Below are 18,620 nucleotides of genomic sequence, written 5' to 3'. Positions count from 1 at the left end.
CTGCCGGGGCCCGTTTTGTCTGCTTTGTCGCTGCAGACCGGCGTGCGGAAAGAAGGGCAAGTCACTAAAAAAACCAAGTTTCCCGCCATTCGGGGGTTTTTGCGGTATCGGGTTAAAAAGGAAAAAAACGGACGGAGGCATGATATAATAGACCGGCTGCATGCGAGGGAGGAACCCATGAAGAAAAAATTACTTCTCATTATCCTTAGCATTCTTGTTTATACGGCGCTGTTCGCTGTTTCCGCCTTTCACAAAGAGCCGGAGCGGCAGGCAGGGACAATGACGGATGTCAGCCGTCTCATGCCCGTGAAAATTAAGCAGACGGTCAAAGGAAAAGAGAAAGAAACATTGGTCGAAACGATTAAGGAAGCAAAGAGAAAGCATCTGAAGATCTCAATCGCAGGCGCCCAGCACTCAATGGGCGGCCAGACGTATTATGAAGACGGTATCGTTCTCGACATGACGGGCTACAACAAAATACTCGGTCTCGACCGAAAGAAAAAAATCATCAGAGTGCAGGCGGGAGCGACGTGGAATGATATTCAGCGCTATGTCAATCCGTACGGGCTCGCGGTAAAAGTCATGCAATCGCAAAACATTTTTACGATCGGGGGCTCACTGAGCGCCAACGCCCACGGCCGGGATATCCGGTACGGTTCGCTGATTGATACGGTCAAATCGTTTCATCTTTTAAAGGCGGACGGCAAAGTCATCACCGTTACTCCGAAAGATGACCTGTTTTCAGCCGTCATCGGCGGCTACGGCCTGTTCGGGGTCATCCTTGACGCGGATATTGAGCTGACGGATGATGAGCTTTATGAAATGAAAACGAAACGCATGAACGCTGATACATACAGTCAATATTTTACGCAGCATGTTCAGCGCAACCCCGCCGTGCGCATGCATCTCGCGCGGATCGCAACAGGGGATAAAGGCTTTTTACACGATATGTATGTGACTGATTACACACTCTCAGACAACCAGAAAGAATTAAAGCGGCACAATGAACTGAAAGAAGATGAGCATCTGGCGCTGACGAAATTCGCGCTCGGCCTCTCCCGCCGGTATGACTGGGGAAGAAATTGGTTCTGGTCCACCCAGCAGTCTTATTTTCTCAGCCAAAACGGTGTGAAAGTCTCCAGGAACAATGTCATGCGGTCAGAATCGAAGTTTTTGGAATATGAAAACACGGACAACACCGACGTGCTTCAAGAATACTTCGTGCCCGTCGGCGAATTTGCGCCGTACATTCATGATTTACGCAAGACGCTGTCACATGAAGAGCTCAATCTCGTAAATATTACGATCCGCTACGTGCAAAAAAATGAAAAAGCCGATCTGTCATACGCAAAGGAAGACATGTTTTCACTCGTTCTTTTAATCAATGAAGGGTTTTCAAAAGACAGCCAGGCGAGTACAGCGCGGATTGTCAGAAAAATGACGGATACGGCATTGTGCCACCGCGGCAGTTATTATCTGCCGTATATGCTGTATCAAACGAAAGAGCAGATGCGCGAGGCATATCCGAAAAGCGATACGTTCTTTCGGAAAAAACACAAATATGATCCCGATGACTTGTTTATGAATTATTTTTATCAGAGGTACAAATCATGAAACACAACCATTTAAAATGGCTGATCCTGTCTCAGAGCAGTGTCTTTTTTGCCGGCAGCCTGATCTTTCCGTTTTATATTTTATTTATTAAAAACATCGGTTCCAGCTACACGCAATTCGGTCTCTCATACGGCTTGTTCGGCCTGAGCGGCGCATTGATTCATCCGCTGCTCGGCCGGCTGTCGGCAAGACTGGATCCCCGCTGGTTCCTGATGGCGAATTCGTGGGGGATGGCGGTGCTTCTTCTGACGCTCCCGCATATTACCGGCGTGCACCAGGTTTATGTTGTGCAGGTGCTTTTGGGCCTCTTCGGCGCCATGCAAAAACACGGCGAGAAAATCATGATCGCCGATTACACCGACGGCGGGGAGCGGGGGAAAAAAGTCGGCAGCTATCATTTCTGGACGGCCGTATTTTCCGCTGCCGCCATTATTCTCGGCGGGTTTCTCGCTGATTTCTTTACGGTTTATATTATTTTTTACGCCAGCTCCGTGCAGTTTTTTATAAGCGGGCTGATGATGCTGAAAAAAACAGACTGATCCGATCAGCCTGTTTTTCTTATGAAACCCCCTCGATCGAGAGGGGGTTTTTTGTCAGCGAAAACCGATGGAAAATGAATGAAAAAATATTAAATATACAATTGAATTAATTTTTATTCATGTTATAATGTTAAATAATTTCACAAAAACCAAGAAGGTGAACCCGTTGAAAATAGGTATTATAGGCGCGACTGGTTATGGAGGCGCCGAACTTGTCAGGATTCTTAACCATCACCCTTATACAGAAGATTGTATATTATATTCATCGAGCGACGAAGGGAAAGAATATGCCGCTTCATATCCGCATTTGAGGAATATAGCGTCACAATCACTTCAGCCGCTTCATATAGAAACGATTCGAAACGAAATTGATGTCATGTTTATAGCCGCGCCGCCCGGCGTTTCCGGAGAGTGGTCGCCCAAGCTGGCGGAGGCGGGCATCCCGGTCATTGATCTATCCGGTGATCTGCGGATTCAAAACCCGGCCGTGTATGAAAAGTGGTATAAGCGGAAGGCCGCGCCGAAAGGAACGCTTCAAAGCGCGGTTTACGGTTTAGCCGAACTGCAAAAAGAAGAGATTCAGACTGCTAAGCTGATTGCCAATCCGGGATGTTTTCCGACGGCTGTGCTGCTCGGGCTCGCCCCGCTGGCGAAAAATAAGTTTTTACAAGATTCATTTCTGATTGTTGATGCGAAAACAGGCGTATCCGGTGCCGGCCGAAAAGCATCCATGGGCACTCATTATTCTGAGCTGAATGATAATTTCAAAATTTATAAGGTTAATGAGCATCAGCATACTCCGGAAATTGAACAGCAATTGGCGGCATGGCAGCCCGGCACAGGCCCGATCACGTTTTCCGCTCATTTGGCGCCGATGACAAGGGGCATTATGGCGACGATGTATACCGACGCCCCTCCGGGTATGTCTGCTGCACAGGTAAGAGAATTGTATTCCGAATTCTACAAAGATTCATATTTTGTCAGAATCAGGCCGGAAGGTGAATTTCCGGCGACGAAAGAGGTATACGGCAGCAATTTTTGTGATATCAGTGTCACCGTGGATGAGAGAACAAACCGTGCCACCATCGTTTCTGTCATAGATAATCTGATGAAAGGCGCCGCAGGGCAGGCGGTTCAAAATTTAAATATCATGAATGGCTGGCAGGAAGAAACGGGACTTACGATGACGCCAGTCTATCCATAGAACGAAAGAGGGATTCGAAAATATGATTCAGCTGAGTGAGGAAATCACGAAAATAAAAGGCGGCGTATCCTCGCCGAAAGGGTTTGAGGCAAAGGGCGTGCACTGCGGCCTGCGCTATTCAAAAAAAGATCTCGGAGCGATTATCAGCGAAGCGCCTGCAGTCAGTGCGGCGGTATATACGCAGAGCCATTTTCAGGCAGCGCCCTTGAAAGTGACGCAAGAGAGCTTAAAAAAAGAGGCCGTGCTTCAGGCGGTTATTGTCAACAGCGCGATTGCCAACGCCTGTACGGGAGACCAAGGATTAAAGGACGCCTATGAAATGCGGGACGGCTTCGCGAGCCAGCTCGGCATTGAGCCGGAGCTTGTTGCGGTTTCGTCAACCGGGGTGATCGGCGAGCTTTTAGATATGAAAAAAATTCAGGCGGGCATTGAACAGCTCGGTCAAGCGCCGTCAGTGTCCGGAGCATTTGAAGAAGCCATTTTGACGACGGATACAGTGACGAAACAGACGTGTTATGAACTGGTGATCGGCGGAGACATCATCACGATCGGCGGAGCGGCGAAAGGCTCCGGCATGATCCACCCCAACATGGCGACAATGCTCGGCTTTGTCACAACGGACGCGGCCGTGGAAGAACAGGCGCTCAAAAACGCGCTCAGAGAGATTACGGATGTTTCATTTAACCAAATCACCGTTGACGGTGAAACATCGACGAATGACATGGTGCTTGTGATGGCGAACGGCTGCGCGGGGAATGATTGCCTGGCGGAGGATCACCCTGACTGGCCGGCTTTTAAAAAGGGATTAAAGCTTGTATGCGAAGACCTTGCCAAAGATATTGCCAGAGACGGTGAAGGAGCGACGAAATTAATTGAAGCCAGAGTCGAAGGCGCGAAAAATAACCTTGAGGCGAATATTATCGCCAAAAAAATCGTCGGCTCAAGCCTTGTGAAGACCGCCGTTTACGGCACAGACGCCAATTGGGGGCGCATCATCGGCGCAATCGGGCACAGTGCGGCAAGCGTAACGGCCGAACAAGTGGAAGTTTTCCTCGGCGGTCAGTGTCTGTTTAAAAACAACGAACCTCAGCCATTTTCGGAAACTGATGCCAAGGAGTACTTATCAGGTGATGAAATTACGATTGCAGTCCGCCTGCAGGAAGGCTCCGGCAGCGGCCGGGCATGGGGCTGTGACTTAACCTATGATTATATCAAAATCAATGCGAGCTATCGCACATAACAAAGGGGAGCGGCATGAAGAAAACCATCGTTTTTAAGTGCGGCGGAAGCGTAATCCGCGAGTTATCCGCCGATTTTTTTCAAAATGTAAAAGAGCTTATGCAATCGAGCTGGAACATTGCCGTCGTGCATGGAGGCGGCCCGGACATTTCAAGAATGCTGAAAACATTGCAGATTGAAACGGAATTTGTCGATGGACAGCGGAAAACGACCAAACCGGTGCTGGAAACAGCGGAAATGGTCTTGTCAGGGACGATCAATAAATTTTTCGTAACCGAACTCGCGAAAAACGGGCTGAAAGCCGCGGGAATATCAGGAAAGGACGGCGGTCTCCTTCAAGCATCTTACCTTAATCAAGACAAATACGGAGAAGTCGGCGAAATACAAAAAACCGATCCGTCAATCATTCACGCATTAATGAAAGAAGGCATCATTCCCGTTATCGCTCCGCTTTCCATGACAAGTGATTTCGAAACGCTGAACGTCAATGCAGACGCCGCGGCATCGGCCGTCGCTTCAGCCTTACACGCCGATAAACTTTTATTTGTCACGGATGTCGAAGGAATTATGGACGGAGAGAGCAGGCTGGATACTTTGACGCCGCAAGAAATTCAGGCCCTTATCGATGACGGCGTAATTTCAGGGGGGATGATTCCGAAGGTAAACTCGGCATTATCGGCACTGAGTGAAGATGTCGCGGAAGTGATGATCGTAAACGGAAAAGGAGCGTTTTTCACCAATCAAGCCTTCCGAGGAACAAAAATCGTCAAAGAAAAGGAGAGCGTGTCATGAGCAGCCTATTTCAAACCTACAGCCGCTGGCCTATCGATATTAAAAAAGCGAAAGGGACAATCGCAGAGGATGAAAACGGAAAAACGTATCTCGATTTTATTCAGGGCATCGCCGTTTCCAATCTCGGCCATTGTCATGATGCGGTGACAGAAGCGGTGAAAGAACAGCTTGACAGCGTATGGCACGTTTCCAATCTGTTTGAAAATGATCTTCAGGAAAAAGCCGCGGCAAAGCTTGCCGGACATAGCGAGGGGGATCTCGTTTTCTTCTGCAACAGCGGAGCCGAAGCGAATGAAGGCGCCATTAAACTTGCCCGTAAAGCAACGGGAAAGACAAAAATCGTAACATTCCATCAATCCTTTCACGGACGGACCTATGCGGGGATGGCCGCCACCGGACAAGACAAAATCAAGACCGGTTTCGGACCGATGCTTCAAGGCTTTCACTATCTTCCGTTCAATGATCCGTCGGCATTCAGCACGCTTTCAAAAGAGGATGATATCGCCGCCGTCATGCTTGAGACGGTGCAGGGAGAAGGGGGAGTCAATCCCGCCGATCCGGAATTCATCGAAGCCTTACAGACATTTTGCAAAGACAAACAGGCGCTGCTTATCGCAGACGAGATTCAAACTGGAATCGGCCGGACGGGCAAGGCATTCGGCTATGAGCACTTCGGCATCTCTCCGGACATTATCACTGCTGCGAAAGGGCTTGGAAACGGTTTTCCCGTCGGAGCCGTGATCGGCAAAAAGAAGCTTGGCGACGCCTTTACGCCGGGTACGCATGGTACGACTTTCGGCGGCAATAAGCTCGCCATGGCAGCTGTGAAAGCAACTTTGGACATTGTGTTTCAGCCGGACTTTCTCCAGGCGGCGGCAGACAAAGGCTCTTTTTTAAAAGCGCAGCTGAACCGTGAACTGACAGGGCCTTTTGTAAAAGAAATCCGCGGAAAAGGGTTATTAATCGGCATTGAATGCGCAGGTCCCGTGTCCGGCATCATCGGAGATCTGCAGGAACGCGGGCTTCTCGTGCTTCCGGCCGGACCGAATGTCATCAGGCTGCTCCCGCCGCTTACGGTTTCTGAAGAAGAAATGCTGTCGGCCGTCAGTATGCTGAAAGCAGCGATCGAAGCGCATTCGGCAGTGAAACGGTAATTTTTTTCAATATAAAAGTATAAAAATTCATTTTTTTAATTAATTATTCATCAAGAGGTGGGCTTTAGATGAAAGGCTATTTAGTATTGGAAGACGGAACATCATTCGGCGGTGAACTTGAAAAAGAGGCCCGCTGTGTTGGAGAAGCTGTTTTTTTCACCGGAATGACGGGCTATCAGGAAGTGCTTACAGACCCGTCATATAAGGGGCAGATTATCGTCTTTACGTATCCGCTGATCGGAAACTACGGAATTAATGAAAAAGACCTTGAAAGTAAAATTCCTCAAGTCAAGGCTGTTGCCGTCTATGAAGCGTGTGAACATTTTTCTCACCATGAAGCAGTCTCAAGCTTGAGAGAGTATTTAAATAAATGGAACGTCCCGCTCTTAACCGAAGTGGATACACGGGCCGTCGTCAAAACCATCCGCTCCGGCGGCACGATGAACGCTGCCGTGTCAACAACAGGAGAAATTCCCGCAGCATCCGGAACACAAAACCCGGCGGAGCTGGCGCAGTCTGAAGACATCACTTCAATGGGGAACGGAGACCGGCATATTGCGCTGATTGATTTCGGTTATAAAAAATCAATCGCCTCGTCACTTGTAAAGCGCGGCTGTAAAGTAACGGTCATTCCGTATCAGCAGATGGATGCCGTTTATGACATTCAGCCTGACGGAATCGTGCTCTCAAACGGCCCGGGCGACCCGAAAGCGATTGCGCCGTACATGAACCGGATTACATCTTTACTCAGTGATTTCCCCGCACTCGGCATTTGCCTCGGGCATCAGCTGATTGCCCTGGCTTTCGGAGGAAATACGTATAAGCTGCCGTTCGGCCACAGGGGTGCCAACCATCCCGTCATTGACCGGAAAACGAAACGGGTGTTTATGACAAGCCAGAACCACAGCTATGTCGTCGATGAAGCGTCAATTGACGAAAACGAACTATCGATCAGATTTCATCATGTCAATGATACATCAGTGGAAGGGCTCATTCATAAGCGCCTTCCCGTATTAAGCGTCCAGTTCCACCCTGAAGCTCACCCCGGACCGGCTGAGAGCGAGTGGATATTTGATGAATTTCTAGAGAAAGTGATACCAGCAAGGAGAGAAATCGCTCATGCCTAAAGATACAACCATTTCCAGCATATTAGTCATCGGCTCCGGCCCCATCATCATCGGCCAGGCGGCAGAATTTGATTATTCAGGAACGCAGGGCTGCATGGCTCTGAAAGAAGAAGGATACCGCGTTATTCTAGTCAATAACAACCCGGCAACGATTATGACGGATGAGGCGTTTGCCGATGAAATATATTTTGAACCGCTCACAACCGACAGCATCGAGGCCATTATTGAAAAAGAAAAACCCGACGGTCTGCTTGCCAATTTGGGCGGCCAGACGGCATTGAATTTAGCCGTTAAGCTTGAAGAAGCAGGCGTGCTGAAGAAGCATCACGTCAAGCTCTTAGGAACATCGGTGGAAACCATTCAAAAAGGCGAAGACCGGGAGCAGTTCCGCGCTCTGATGAAAGAGCTCGACCAGCCCGTTCCGGAAAGCGAAATCGTCGATAACGAAGAAGACGCCCTCCGCTTCGCTGAGTCTATCGGATTTCCGGTTATTCTGAGACCGGCGTACACGTTAGGCGGAAAGGGAGGCGGAATCGCGAAAACGAAAGAAGCGTTTCAGACGCTTATTAAACAGGCGCTGTTAGCAAGCCCGATCAGCCAATGCCTCGTCGAAAAAAGCATTGCCGGATTTAAAGAAATCGAATATGAGGTCATGCGCGACAGCAATCATACATGCATCACCGTCTGCAATATGGAAAACATCGATCCCGTCGGCGTGCATACAGGAGACTCTATCGTCGTCGCACCGTCCCAGACGTTAACGGATGAAGAATATCAGATGCTGCGTTCCGCAAGCCTGGCGATAATTTCGGCGCTGGATGTGGTCGGCGGCTGCAACATTCAATTTGCGCTGGATCCGTTCAGCAAACAGTACTATGTCATTGAAGTGAACCCGCGTGTCAGCCGTTCATCGGCCCTCGCGTCAAAAGCAACCGGCTACCCGATTGCCAAAATGGCGGCGAAACTTGCCGTCGGCTATACGCTCGACGAACTGAAAAATCCGCTGACGGGCTCTACTTATGCAAGCTTTGAACCGGCGCTTGATTATGTCATCGTCAAATTCCCGCGCTGGCCGTTTGATAAATTTAAACATGCCGACCGCACGCTCGGAACGAAGATGAAAGCGACGGGAGAGGTCATGGCGATCGAAAGAAATATGGAAGCGGCCATTCAAAAAGCGGCGGCCTCCCTTGAACTGAAAACGATCGGCACCCGCCTGCCTGAACTCGGCGGCTGTACGATCAATCAGCTGTGGGAATTAGCGGTAACGCCGGATGACCGGAGATTTTTCGTCGTCATGGAACTGTTAAGCCGCGGTGAAACGATAGAAGATATCCATGCCAAAACGAAAATTGACCCGTTTTTTCTCCATGTATTCCGAAATATCATCACATTGGAAAACAAGCTGATGGAAGAAGGGGATCATCTGTCTGTCCCGCTTTTAAAGCAGGCGAAGGTAAAAGGCTTCACGGATGTCATGATCGCATCTCTCACGGGAAAAACGGAAGAAGACATCCGTGCTCTCAGAAAGAAATCAGGCATCGTCCCGTCGTTTAAAATCGTAGATACATGCGCCGCTGAATTTGATGCCAAGACGAATTATTTCTACTCCACCTACCTTGGGGAAAGCGACGGAGATGTCAGCCGAAAAGAGAAAAAACGCGCTCTCATCATCGGCTCAGGCCCGATCCGCATCGGTCAGGGAGTGGAATTTGATTACAGCGCCGTCCACGGCGTCCTGACCCTGCAAAAGCTGGGATATGAAACGATTATGATCAATAACAATCCGGAAACAGTAAGCACGGATTATGAAATCGCCGACCGGCTTTACTTTGAACCGCTGACGACAGAACATATTTTAAACGTGGCGGAACATGAAAACATTGATTTTGCCATCGTCCAGTTTGGGGGACAGACCGCGATCAATGCCGCTGAACCGCTGGAAAAAGCGGGCATTCCGCTGCTCGGAACATCCTTTGAAACCCTTGATGCGCTGGAGGATCGGGATCTGTTTTATCAGCTGCTTGATGATCTTGACCTCAAACATGCCAAAGGCGAAACGGCTTATTCAAAAGAAGAAGCAACGGAAAAAGCAAGCCGAATCGGCTACCCCGTGCTGATCCGTCCGTCTTATGTCATCGGGGGCATGGGCATGATCATCGTTCATTCAGAAGCGCAAATGTCAGAGCTCCTGGAAAAAGAAGCGGGCATGCCGTACCCGATTTTGATCGATCAGTACATTACAGGAAAAGAATTGGAGATCGATCTGATTTCCGACGGACATGAAGTATTCGTGCCGACTTACACAGAGCACATTGAACGGGCCGGCGTCCATTCGGGCGACAGTTTTGCGATTCTTCCGGGTCCGTCTGTCACACCTGATATGCAGCGGAATATAAAAGAGGCCGCCGAAAAAATCGCGGTAAAACTGGCTTTTAAAGGCATTATGAACATTCAGTTTGTCATTGATGACAAAGGGGATATTCTCGTTCTTGAAGTGAATCCGCGGGCAAGCCGCACGGTTCCTGTCGTGTCTAAGGTGATGGGGGTGCCGATGATCCCGCTTGCCGCCAGATTGCTGGCCGGCGCTTCCCTTAAAGACATCAAGCCCGAGGTTCAAAATCAGCACGGAACTGCAGTGAAATTCCCGGTTTTTTCTTCTCACGCCATTCAGGATGTGGACGTAAAGCCCGGGCCGGAAATGAAGTCGACCGGAGAAGGCATGTGTGTCGCGTTTGACGCAGAAAGCGCACTGAAAAAAATCTACGCGCACGTCTGGGAGAAAAAAGGCAGCATCTATCTGGAAGGCTGTGATGCGGAATTGGAACGTCAGGCTCAAGAGGCGGGATTTACCGTATGCAAAGATGCGTTCCCGGCATGGGCAGAGCGAAAGGATAAAGCGGTCCATATTAATTTCAATCACTCTGAAGAAGCGCGTAAACAACGGATCGAAGCCATGACGCACGGTGTGACGGTCTTTACTGAACCGGAAACCGTAAAGGCATTTTTAGCAAGCGGCTCCGGCAAACCTCAGCCTGTATCGCTCAAAGATCTTTATCAAAAGGAAGTGGCATCATGCACACAATAAAAGCGGAACACACATTAACCCATTTGTACGGCAAAGATTTTCTTTCATTAAAAGATGTCAGCCCGTCAGACATCAATGCGCTTCTGACAGAAGCTTCATTATTAAAACAACATCCGATACAGCCGATTTTCCAAGGGAAAACATTGGCGATGATTTTTGAAAAATCTTCAACCCGCACACGTGTGTCTTTTGAAGCGGGAATGGCCCAGCTCGGAGGAACAGGACTATTTCTTTCAAGCAGCGACCTGCAGCTTGGGCGGGGGGAGACGGTCGCGGATACGGCGAAGGTACTGTCCGGCTTCGTTGATGCCATTATGATCCGCACCTTTGAGCATGAAAAAGTCGAAGAGCTTGCCGAGCATGCAGACATTCCCGTCATAAACGGGCTGACCGACCGGTATCACCCGTGTCAGGCACTCGCGGATCTGTTAACGATACAAGAAATAAAAGGAAAATTAAAAGGAGTAAAAGTCGCCTATATCGGTGACGGAAATAATGTCGCGCATTCACTTATGATCGGCTGCGCAAAAATGGGCTGTGACATTGCGGTTGCTTCGCCGAAAGGCTATGAAGCAGAGGAAGAGGCAGTGAATGCCGCGAGAGAAGCGGCGGCTGTTTCCGGAGCGAAAATCACCCTTACCGAAAATCCGCAGGAAGCGGTGCGGGATGCAGACGTGATTTACTCCGACGTCTTCACGAGCATGGGGCAGGAGGAAGAGACGCAGCAGCGGCTGAATGTGTTTGCACCGTATCAAGTCAACGCCTCACTCGTCAGTCTCGCCAAACCCGACTATACATTTTTGCATTGCCTGCCGGCGCATCGGGAAGAAGAGGTCACGTCCGAGATTATAGACGGTCCGAACTCGGCGGTATTCCAGCAGGCGGAAAACCGGCTTCACGCGCAAAAAGCGCTCCTGAAAGCTCTTCTTTACAAACAGGATGAACAAAAAAACCGCTGAATCTCATTCAGCGGTTTTTGATATTTCTCCGCATACAAGCGCATACTACATAAAAAAGAAAAAGGAGGAAATGACGTGGGACAGCAGCATCAATTCCGACCGGGACAAAAAGCGCCGAATAACGGTGTGTACGTTGAAATCGGCGAAACGGGAAGCATGGTCAAAAACCCGCAAAAAATCAAGCTTACGGTGGGAGAAATGTTCCCTGAAACTTCAAACCACAACAGATTGTGGACGTACCAACGAAAACCGTGAACACAAAAAAACCTGCTGAATAGCAGGTTTTTTTATTTAATGCTGGTTTGCATCCTGTTTGACAGGCATGATCTCCGCAAGAACAAAGACTAGCACCGCAATAACCACGGCAATAACGGATGATTGCTTGAAATTGTACGCCGCGCTGTTCATGGAGGCGATCAAATAACAGGCCATATGTGTTAAAAGGAACGTCCAAATAAAACCGATAACTAACCGCACGTTTCCACCTCGTCCTTCATTTTATTCTACGTTGTATCATACCATACATAAAGCGCGGGCGGAAGGTCATTTTCTCATCAAAAAGCGCGCCTGAAACTGACATATGCCCGCCTGTCCGGCCGTCTGACGGAAAATTCGGTTCCTGTGCTTGGGATAATAGCCAAAACATAGCAGCAAATAGGAGTTTATCCGATCCGTTTTCATTCTTCTTACATATGATAGCCAATAGAGAGATTAGGAGTAAAAGGAGGCGGGCAGGCATGGGGATAACGGAAAGATTTTTCCAATTCGGATCTGAGCTGAACGTCATCCATCTGCCGTATCGGCCGAACGGCTTCTGTATCTTTATTCTGGGGGACAGAACCCACTTTGTCAGCCGGGACTCGAGCTTTTGGCTCGAACATGAAGGGAGAAACCGGCTGTTAAATACGCTGCTTGACAGAGGGTACACCATTTTCAACAGCAATTTATACGGACGGCATTGGGGTTCGGAAAAAGCCGCCCTTTACGCCAGACAGCTGATTCATTATGTGCTGAAACAAGAAACCCTCAATCCGAAAATACATTTGCTCGCAGAAGGCATGGGCGCCCTCATCGCCGATCAATTGCTGCAGTCTTCACCGGAGCATATCCGTTCAGCCGCAATGTTAGATCCTTGTCTTGATCTTCAAGCCCATTTTGAATCAGAGAAAGAAAATAAGTTTTTTTATAAGCAGTTTCTGAGGGAAACGGCACAAAGCTTCGGTGTTTCTGAAAAAGAGGCAAGCTCACTGAGCTATCAGACCATTACCGGCTGCCGCACCCGCGCGCCGGTACATATATGGCAAAGAACGACCGGAGCGCCGTACCCGTACACCCTGCATGCGAACGCGTATAAAGAAGCCCGGGAAAAGACCGGAAGCAAGACTGATATCACGTATCACCTGCTTGAGAACCCTGCTCGTATTTACAGAGCCATCTGCCGGTTTTTCCGCAGTCATGAAAAAGACCTGTAATGAATAGAATACAACAGCCATCTCTTTTCAGAGGGCTGTTTGGCTTGTGTGTGAATGAAAAACCGGAAAGGCGGCAGATGTGATGAAAACAGCGCTGATCATTGGAGCAGATGAATTTCTCGGCCTTTCATTGTGCGAACGGTTGATGGATGAGGGTGTGCACGTTGATGTCATTTTGGCAGAACCGGAGGACAAAACGAGGCAGCTGTATTTAGAAGAACGTTTAATGTGGCTCGCGAGGAACGGGCTTTTTCAAATAATAGGTGAAATCAGTGAAAAGGAATACGATCGTATCTGCGTTCAATACGGGAGCGGGTGTCTGCCCGAAGAAAGGGCTGAGCCTTTATATTGGATTGTTTACAGTGAGGATCAAGGAGACTGGGAAAAAAACGGTCAGCGGGATACGGCAAAAGCGATTATCCTTCCTCCCCTTTACGGTCCGTGGACGGAAGAAAAAGAAGATGGCGAAAGCAGGATCTTTTTAGAAGACGCGGTCTGCGGGCTGATGAATAAGCTGGAGGCTGACGGCACAGAAGACGAAAATCAGATTATTACCCTGGAAATAAAAGAAAAAACGCAAAAAACAGAAGCGGAAGAAAAAATTAAAGAATGGAAAAGACAATTTTCATCAATATTCGACATTTTTTAAGAAATACCTTCCATGTTATGTGCATTACCGCTACAATAAACGTATATCAATTATATATGTTATGAGTTTGAAAAGGGGTTGAACATGGCTTGATCACCAGGCTTGTCATGATCTTTTCTGTCCTCCTTTTATTGAGCGGATGCGCACAAACTCCGTTTAAAGGAAAAATTGAGAAGGTCGGAATGCTTTTTCCCGATACCATCAGTGACTTGGTATGGGGCACAAAAGGTTACAAAGGTTTATTAGCGATACAATCTGAATTTAACGTTGACGTTTATTATAAAGAAAATATCAGATCCGATGAAGATATTTTAAAAGCGATAGATGATTTTCATAAAAAAGGAGTCAATCTTTTATACGGGCACGGAAATGAATACGAGGAAATCTTCAATATGATCAGCAAGGATTATCCCGACATGGAATTCGTCGTCGCAAACGGAACGGCGAAAAGCGATAATGTCACAAGCGTTCACCTTATGGGAGAAGCAATGGGCTTTTTCGGGGGAATGACGGCCGCCCATATGTCAAAAACCAATGAGGTAGGTGTCATCGCCTCCTTTCTGTGGCAGCCTGAAGTAGACGGCTTTATCAAAGGGGCGAAATATGAAAAGCCTGATATCACCGTCAATACGGAATTTACGGACCACTGGGATAACGGCAATGAAGCGCTGCATCTTTACGAGAAGTTAAAAGCGGAAGGCACGGATGTTGTATATCCGGCCGGAGACGGGTATAATGTTCCTGTCATTCAGCAAATCAAAAAAGACGGGCTTTACGCCATCGGCTATGTCGCCGAGCAATCGAATCTCGGCAAAAACACGGTGCTGACAAGCACGGTGCAAAACGTAGATAAAGCCTATACATTAATTGCCGAGCAATATAATAAAGGTACGCTCAAGAGCGGAGATCACGACTTTGATTTCAGGGAAGGAGTCGTTGAAATGGGGACGTTCAGCCCGCTGGTGGACAAAGCGTTTCAAGACAAAATCTCAGACCTTGTAAAAACGTATAACCAAACAAATGAACTGCCGTCAAATGAATAGAGGTGGATACACATGCAGCATGAAAAGTCTCTTGAATTTATGCAGATCGCGATGAAATACCTGCCGGAAGCAAAGGCGGAGCTTGAGAAATCCGGCATAGATCTGTCTATGGAAATGATTCAGCCGTTTATGGACCTGTTTACATCGGTCATGGCGGAAGCGTATGAGCTTGGCAGATCTGATGCCGGGGAGCTGAATAAATAAAGAGAGCCACTTTTTCATGAAGTGGCTTTTCACATGATTTTTTTCTTTATGGCGGACACCATCGGCGCAAAGTCTTTAAATACGGGCTTTAATTGATCCAGGGAGTTCATGATGGACCCCAGCTGATTCAACACGTGGTTGTAATCGATCTCTTCTTCGTTTTCAGCCTGAGGCTGCTCCGGGTTTTCTTCCGGCTCTTTATCCCGGTCTCTGGAATCGCCGAACATCATTTTGGAGAAAATATCCATAGTGAAGCCTCCTTTCGTCTTCCTTTTATTCTATGAGGAGCAGCGTCCGATAGTTTAGACGAATATATTGCCAACAGAAAAAAAATAGGGTAGAATTAGTACCTGATACTAATAATTGATCATAACTAATTAGTTTTAAATTCATTATAAAAAAGGAGTCTTTTCCAATGAAAGCTGGAATTCTTGGCGTCGGCCGTTACATCCCGGAAAAAGTGCTGACAAATCATGATCTTGAACAAATGGTAGATACATCGGACGAGTGGATTCGTACGAGAACAGGTATAGAAGAAAGAAGAATCGCCGCGGAAGATATGTATTCATCCGGCATGGCCGCCGAGGCTGCTCAAAAAGCGCTTGATCAGGCCGGCATTTCCGCAGAAGAGCTTGATATGATCCTCGTGGCGACGGTTACTCCTGACCAGTCTTTCCCGACCGTTTCCTGTATGATACAAGAGAAGCTCGGGGCCAAAAAAGCGTGCGCGATGGATATCAGCGCCGCATGTGCGGGTTTTATGTACGGTATCGTAACCGCCAAACAATTCATTGAATCGCAAACATACAAACATGTCCTCGTGGTCGGCGTGGAAAAGCTCTCAAGCATTACCGACTGGGACGACCGTAATACGGCTGTGCTGTTCGGAGACGGAGCCGGAGCGGCGGTCATCGGACCGGTCAGCGACGACAGAGGCATACTGTCATTTGAGCTCGGAGCAGACGGTACAGGCGGTCAGCACTTGTACTTAGATGAAAAAGGGCATACAATCATGCATGGAAGAGAAGTATTCAAATTCGCCGTCCGGCAAATGGGTGAATCGAGTGTAAATGTTATTGAAAAAGCCGGCCTCTCCAAAGAGGACGTAGACTTTTTGATTCCGCATCAGGCAAACATCCGCATCATGGAAGCGGCACGGGAACGTTTGGAGCTTCCGGTTGAAAAGATGTCTAAAACAGTCCATAAATATGGAAACACATCCGCAGCATCCATTCCGATTTCATTAGTAGAGGAACTGGAAGCAGGCAAAATTAAAGACGGCGATGTCATCGTCATGGTCGGTTTCGGCGGAGGATTGACATGGGGCGCCATAGCAATACGCTGGGGACGATAAAAAAAGGTGAGGTGCACACAAGATGAGTAAAAAAAGAGTAGTCGTTACAGGGCTTGGAGCCTTGTCTCCGCTTGGAAACGACGCCGAAACAAGCTGGAAAAATGCAATCGGCGGCGTATCCGGAATCGGACCGATCACACGTGTGGAATCGGACGAGTATCCGGCGAAAGTAGCTGCTGAACTGAAAGATTTCAATATTGAAAATCACATGGATAAAAAAGAAGCGCGAAAAATGGACCGCTTCACGCAATATGCAGTCGTAGCCGCGAAAATGGCCGTTCAAGATGCCGGTCTGAACATCACAGACGAGATCGCGCCGAGAGTCGGCGTTTGGGTCGGATCCGGAATCGGCGGTCTTGAAACGCTTGAATCCCAATTCGAAATCTTCCTGACAAAAGGGCCGAGAAGGGTCAGCCCGTTCTTTGTTCCGATGATGATTCCGGATATGGCGACAGGCCAAATCTCAATCGCTCTCGGAGCAAAAGGAGTCAACTCCTGTACGGTGACGGCATGTGCGACGGGAACGAACTCTATCGGTGACGCGTTTAAAGTCATTCAGCGCGGCGATGCCGATGCGATGATTACGGGCGGAACGGAAGCGCCGCTGACAAGAATGTCATTTGCGGGCTTCAGCGCAAACAAAGCCCTTTCTACAAATCCTGATCCGAAAACGGCAAGCCGCCCGTTTGATAAAAACCGTGACGGCTTTGTCATGGGAGAAGGCGCGGGGATCGTCGTGCTTGAAGAGCTTGAGCATGCCCTTGCCCGCGGTGCGAAAATTTACGGGGAAATTGTCGGCTACGGCTCAACGGGTGACGCCTACCACATTACCGCGCCTGCCCAAGACGGGGAAGGCGGTGCAAGAGCGATGCAGGAAGCAATCAAAGATGCGGGCATCAAGCCTGAAGAAATTGATTACATCAACGCTCACGGCACAAGCACGTACTACAATGATAAATACGAGACAAAAGCCATTAAGACCGTTTTCGGTGATCATGCGTACAAGCTTGCCGTCAGTTCGACAAAATCAATGACGGGTCATTTGTTAGGCGCTGCCGGAGGAATTGAAGCAATCTTCTCCGTCATGGCAATTAAAGACGGCATTATCCCGCCGACGATTAACATCGAAACACCTGATGAAGAGTGTGATTTAGATTATGTACCGGACAAAGCGCGCGAGCAGGATGTCAACATCGTTCTCAGCAACTCGCTCGGCTTCGGCGGACATAATGCCACTTTGATCTTTAAAAAATATCAATAATACAGTTTTTGACCGGCTGCCTGAAAAAGGTGGCCGGTTTTTTTGTGCGTGCATATGATAACAACAAGAGGAGGCGAACAGGTATGAGCGTCAAGCAGACATATCAATGGATGGAAAAGGCGGCATCCGTAAATGACCTGGCCCCGCATCTTTTGCCGCTTTTTTCAGGGGCCGATAAGAAAGAGTGGAAGCCGATACTCGGGATGCTGCAAAACCACGGCATGTTCCGCCATCTGAAGGACGGCGTTAGGACCAGTAAACGGCTGAAAGAAAAAGGATGCTACAGCCATATACAAAAGGAGGAAGCCTATTTAAAGGAGAAGTGGAACGGGCCGGACGTGCCGATCGTAGTTTTGCCCGTTGATGAACGAAACCGGAAAATCCGTCAGGAATTCGGATCAAAATCCGGTCTGGCCTTTCGGGACAAAATGTTCCTCTTTCTATCGTCGGATAGTTCCAATTCAGCTGTATCCGCCCTTATGACACATGAATATAATCACGTCTGCCGGTTAGAACATGTGACAAAGGACGAAAAAGATGAGACATTTCTTGATACAATCATGATGGAGGGGCTGGCAGAATATGCTGTATATGAGCGGTTCGGCTCAAGTCTTACGGCGGAATGGACGTCCTACTATACGCCTGAGCAGCTTGACTTTTTGTTTGAAAAAAGAGTCAAGCCGAACCTCCGCTTAACGAGAGACAGCAGAATGTTTTCCCAGCTGTTATACGGAAAAGGATACTTCCCCTCAATGCTTGGCTATGCCGTCGGATTCAATATAGTAAAAAAATATTTAACCGACCATCAAAAAACAGTAAAAGAAGCATTGGCCATCCCTTCAAAAACCTTTCTGGAAGCAACGCTTTAATAGATTAAAAGAATGGAAATTATTTAAGGATATTACATTTATCCTAAAAAAT

At 48.3% G+C, this 18,620-nt stretch carries 19 protein-coding genes; 17 read left to right on the top strand and 2 right to left on the bottom strand.

Features of this window, described 5'->3' with window-relative positions:
• Nucleotides 1-177 precede the first annotated feature (177 nt).
• The 10 genes from OWN49_RS03725 (at nt 178) to OWN49_RS03680 (ending at nt 11,971) form a co-directional block, all read left to right on the top strand.
• Nucleotides 178-1,614 (top strand): FAD-binding oxidoreductase, encoded by a 1,437-nt coding sequence (locus OWN49_RS03725; RefSeq protein WP_176283245.1) that lies wholly within the window; start codon nt 178-180, stop codon nt 1,612-1,614.
• Complete coding sequence (locus OWN49_RS03720; protein WP_176283246.1) at nt 1,611-2,153, top strand: MFS transporter; 543 nt, start codon at nt 1,611-1,613, stop codon at nt 2,151-2,153. The genes OWN49_RS03725 and OWN49_RS03720 overlap by 4 nt, the downstream gene beginning before the upstream one ends.
• 166 nt (nt 2,154-2,319) lie before the next feature.
• The gene (argC, locus tag OWN49_RS03715; protein ID WP_176283247.1) at nt 2,320-3,357 is read left to right on the top strand and encodes an N-acetyl-gamma-glutamyl-phosphate reductase; all 1,038 of its coding nucleotides are present in this window, start codon (nt 2,320-2,322) and stop codon (nt 3,355-3,357) included.
• 22 nt (nt 3,358-3,379) lie between these two features.
• Nucleotides 3,380-4,597, top strand: a complete 1,218-nt coding sequence (gene argJ / locus OWN49_RS03710; protein ID WP_176283248.1) for a bifunctional ornithine acetyltransferase/N-acetylglutamate synthase — start codon at nt 3,380-3,382, stop codon at nt 4,595-4,597.
• Nucleotides 4,598-4,611: 14 nt separating this feature from the next.
• Nucleotides 4,612-5,388 carry an acetylglutamate kinase gene (gene argB / locus OWN49_RS03705; protein ID WP_176283249.1) on the top strand — a complete coding sequence of 259 codons (777 nt, stop codon included), beginning with the start codon at nt 4,612-4,614 and terminating at the stop codon, nt 5,386-5,388.
• A complete protein-coding gene (locus OWN49_RS03700; RefSeq protein ID WP_029973152.1) occupies nt 5,385-6,542 on the top strand; it encodes an acetylornithine transaminase in 1,158 nt (385 codons plus the stop codon). The genes argB and OWN49_RS03700 overlap by 4 nt, the downstream gene beginning before the upstream one ends.
• Nucleotides 6,543-6,610: 68 nt before the next feature.
• Nucleotides 6,611-7,669: a carbamoyl phosphate synthase small subunit gene (locus tag OWN49_RS03695; protein ID WP_156735205.1), complete on the top strand. Its 1,059-nt coding sequence runs from the start codon at nt 6,611-6,613 to the stop codon at nt 7,667-7,669.
• The gene (locus OWN49_RS03690; RefSeq protein ID WP_032857786.1) at nt 7,662-10,757 is read left to right on the top strand and encodes a carbamoyl phosphate synthase large subunit; all 3,096 of its coding nucleotides are present in this window, start codon (nt 7,662-7,664) and stop codon (nt 10,755-10,757) included. The genes OWN49_RS03695 and OWN49_RS03690 overlap by 8 nt, the downstream gene beginning before the upstream one ends.
• Nucleotides 10,745-11,716 carry an ornithine carbamoyltransferase gene (gene argF, locus OWN49_RS03685; protein WP_063174200.1) on the top strand — a complete coding sequence of 324 codons (972 nt, stop codon included), beginning with the start codon at nt 10,745-10,747 and terminating at the stop codon, nt 11,714-11,716. Before OWN49_RS03690 ends, argF begins: the two co-directional genes overlap by 13 nt.
• 75 nt (nt 11,717-11,791) lie before the next feature.
• Nucleotides 11,792-11,971 carry a YjzC family protein gene (locus OWN49_RS03680; RefSeq protein WP_003155070.1) on the top strand — a complete coding sequence of 60 codons (180 nt, stop codon included), beginning with the start codon at nt 11,792-11,794 and terminating at the stop codon, nt 11,969-11,971.
• Between the two features lie 36 nt (nt 11,972-12,007).
• Here the strand turns inward: OWN49_RS03680 and OWN49_RS03675 are convergent, their stop codons facing one another.
• On the bottom strand, nt 12,008-12,193 hold the full coding sequence (locus OWN49_RS03675) for a YjzD family protein (RefSeq protein WP_032874447.1): 186 nt from the start codon (nt 12,191-12,193) through the stop codon (nt 12,008-12,010).
• Between the two features lie 260 nt (nt 12,194-12,453).
• On the opposite strand from OWN49_RS03675, the gene OWN49_RS03670 reads away from it, so the two are divergent.
• From OWN49_RS03670 to OWN49_RS03655, 4 genes are all read left to right on the top strand, one after another.
• Nucleotides 12,454-13,188 (top strand): hypothetical protein, encoded by a 735-nt coding sequence (locus tag OWN49_RS03670; protein ID WP_176283250.1) that lies wholly within the window; start codon nt 12,454-12,456, stop codon nt 13,186-13,188.
• Nucleotides 13,189-13,270: 82 nt separating this feature from the next.
• Nucleotides 13,271-13,837, top strand: coding sequence for a hypothetical protein (locus tag OWN49_RS03665; RefSeq protein ID WP_077722051.1), 567 nt, complete (start codon nt 13,271-13,273; stop codon nt 13,835-13,837).
• A gap of 89 nt (nt 13,838-13,926) precedes the next feature.
• The gene (locus OWN49_RS03660; protein WP_070081621.1) at nt 13,927-14,880 is read left to right on the top strand and encodes a BMP family ABC transporter substrate-binding protein; all 954 of its coding nucleotides are present in this window, start codon (nt 13,927-13,929) and stop codon (nt 14,878-14,880) included.
• Nucleotides 14,881-14,892: 12 nt separating this feature from the next.
• Nucleotides 14,893-15,084, top strand: a complete 192-nt coding sequence (locus tag OWN49_RS03655) for a ComZ family protein (protein ID WP_003155061.1) — start codon at nt 14,893-14,895, stop codon at nt 15,082-15,084.
• A gap of 29 nt (nt 15,085-15,113) precedes the next feature.
• Here OWN49_RS03655 and OWN49_RS03650 read toward each other — a convergent pair whose 3' ends face one another.
• Nucleotides 15,114-15,332 carry a hypothetical protein gene (locus OWN49_RS03650; RefSeq protein WP_003155059.1) on the bottom strand — a complete coding sequence of 73 codons (219 nt, stop codon included), beginning with the start codon at nt 15,330-15,332 and terminating at the stop codon, nt 15,114-15,116.
• A gap of 167 nt (nt 15,333-15,499) precedes the next feature.
• On the opposite strand from OWN49_RS03650, the gene OWN49_RS03645 reads away from it, so the two are divergent.
• The 3 genes from OWN49_RS03645 to OWN49_RS03635 all read left to right on the top strand — a co-directional run bounded on the left by OWN49_RS03645 (nt 15,500) and on the right by OWN49_RS03635 (nt 18,568).
• A complete protein-coding gene (locus OWN49_RS03645) occupies nt 15,500-16,438 on the top strand; it encodes a beta-ketoacyl-ACP synthase III (RefSeq protein WP_007409122.1) in 939 nt (312 codons plus the stop codon).
• Between the two features lie 22 nt (nt 16,439-16,460).
• Nucleotides 16,461-17,699: a beta-ketoacyl-ACP synthase II gene (gene fabF / locus OWN49_RS03640; protein ID WP_003155056.1), complete on the top strand. Its 1,239-nt coding sequence runs from the start codon at nt 16,461-16,463 to the stop codon at nt 17,697-17,699.
• A gap of 83 nt (nt 17,700-17,782) precedes the next feature.
• On the top strand, nt 17,783-18,568 hold the full coding sequence (locus tag OWN49_RS03635) for a DUF2268 domain-containing protein (protein ID WP_012117278.1): 786 nt from the start codon (nt 17,783-17,785) through the stop codon (nt 18,566-18,568).
• Nucleotides 18,569-18,620: the final 52 nt, after the last annotated feature.

The organism is Bacillus sp. NEAU-242-2, from assembly GCF_027853835.1.
GTDB classification, from domain to species: domain Bacteria; phylum Bacillota; class Bacilli; order Bacillales; family Bacillaceae; genus Bacillus; species Bacillus velezensis.
This window is presented reverse-complemented; position numbering and strand designations above follow the sequence as displayed.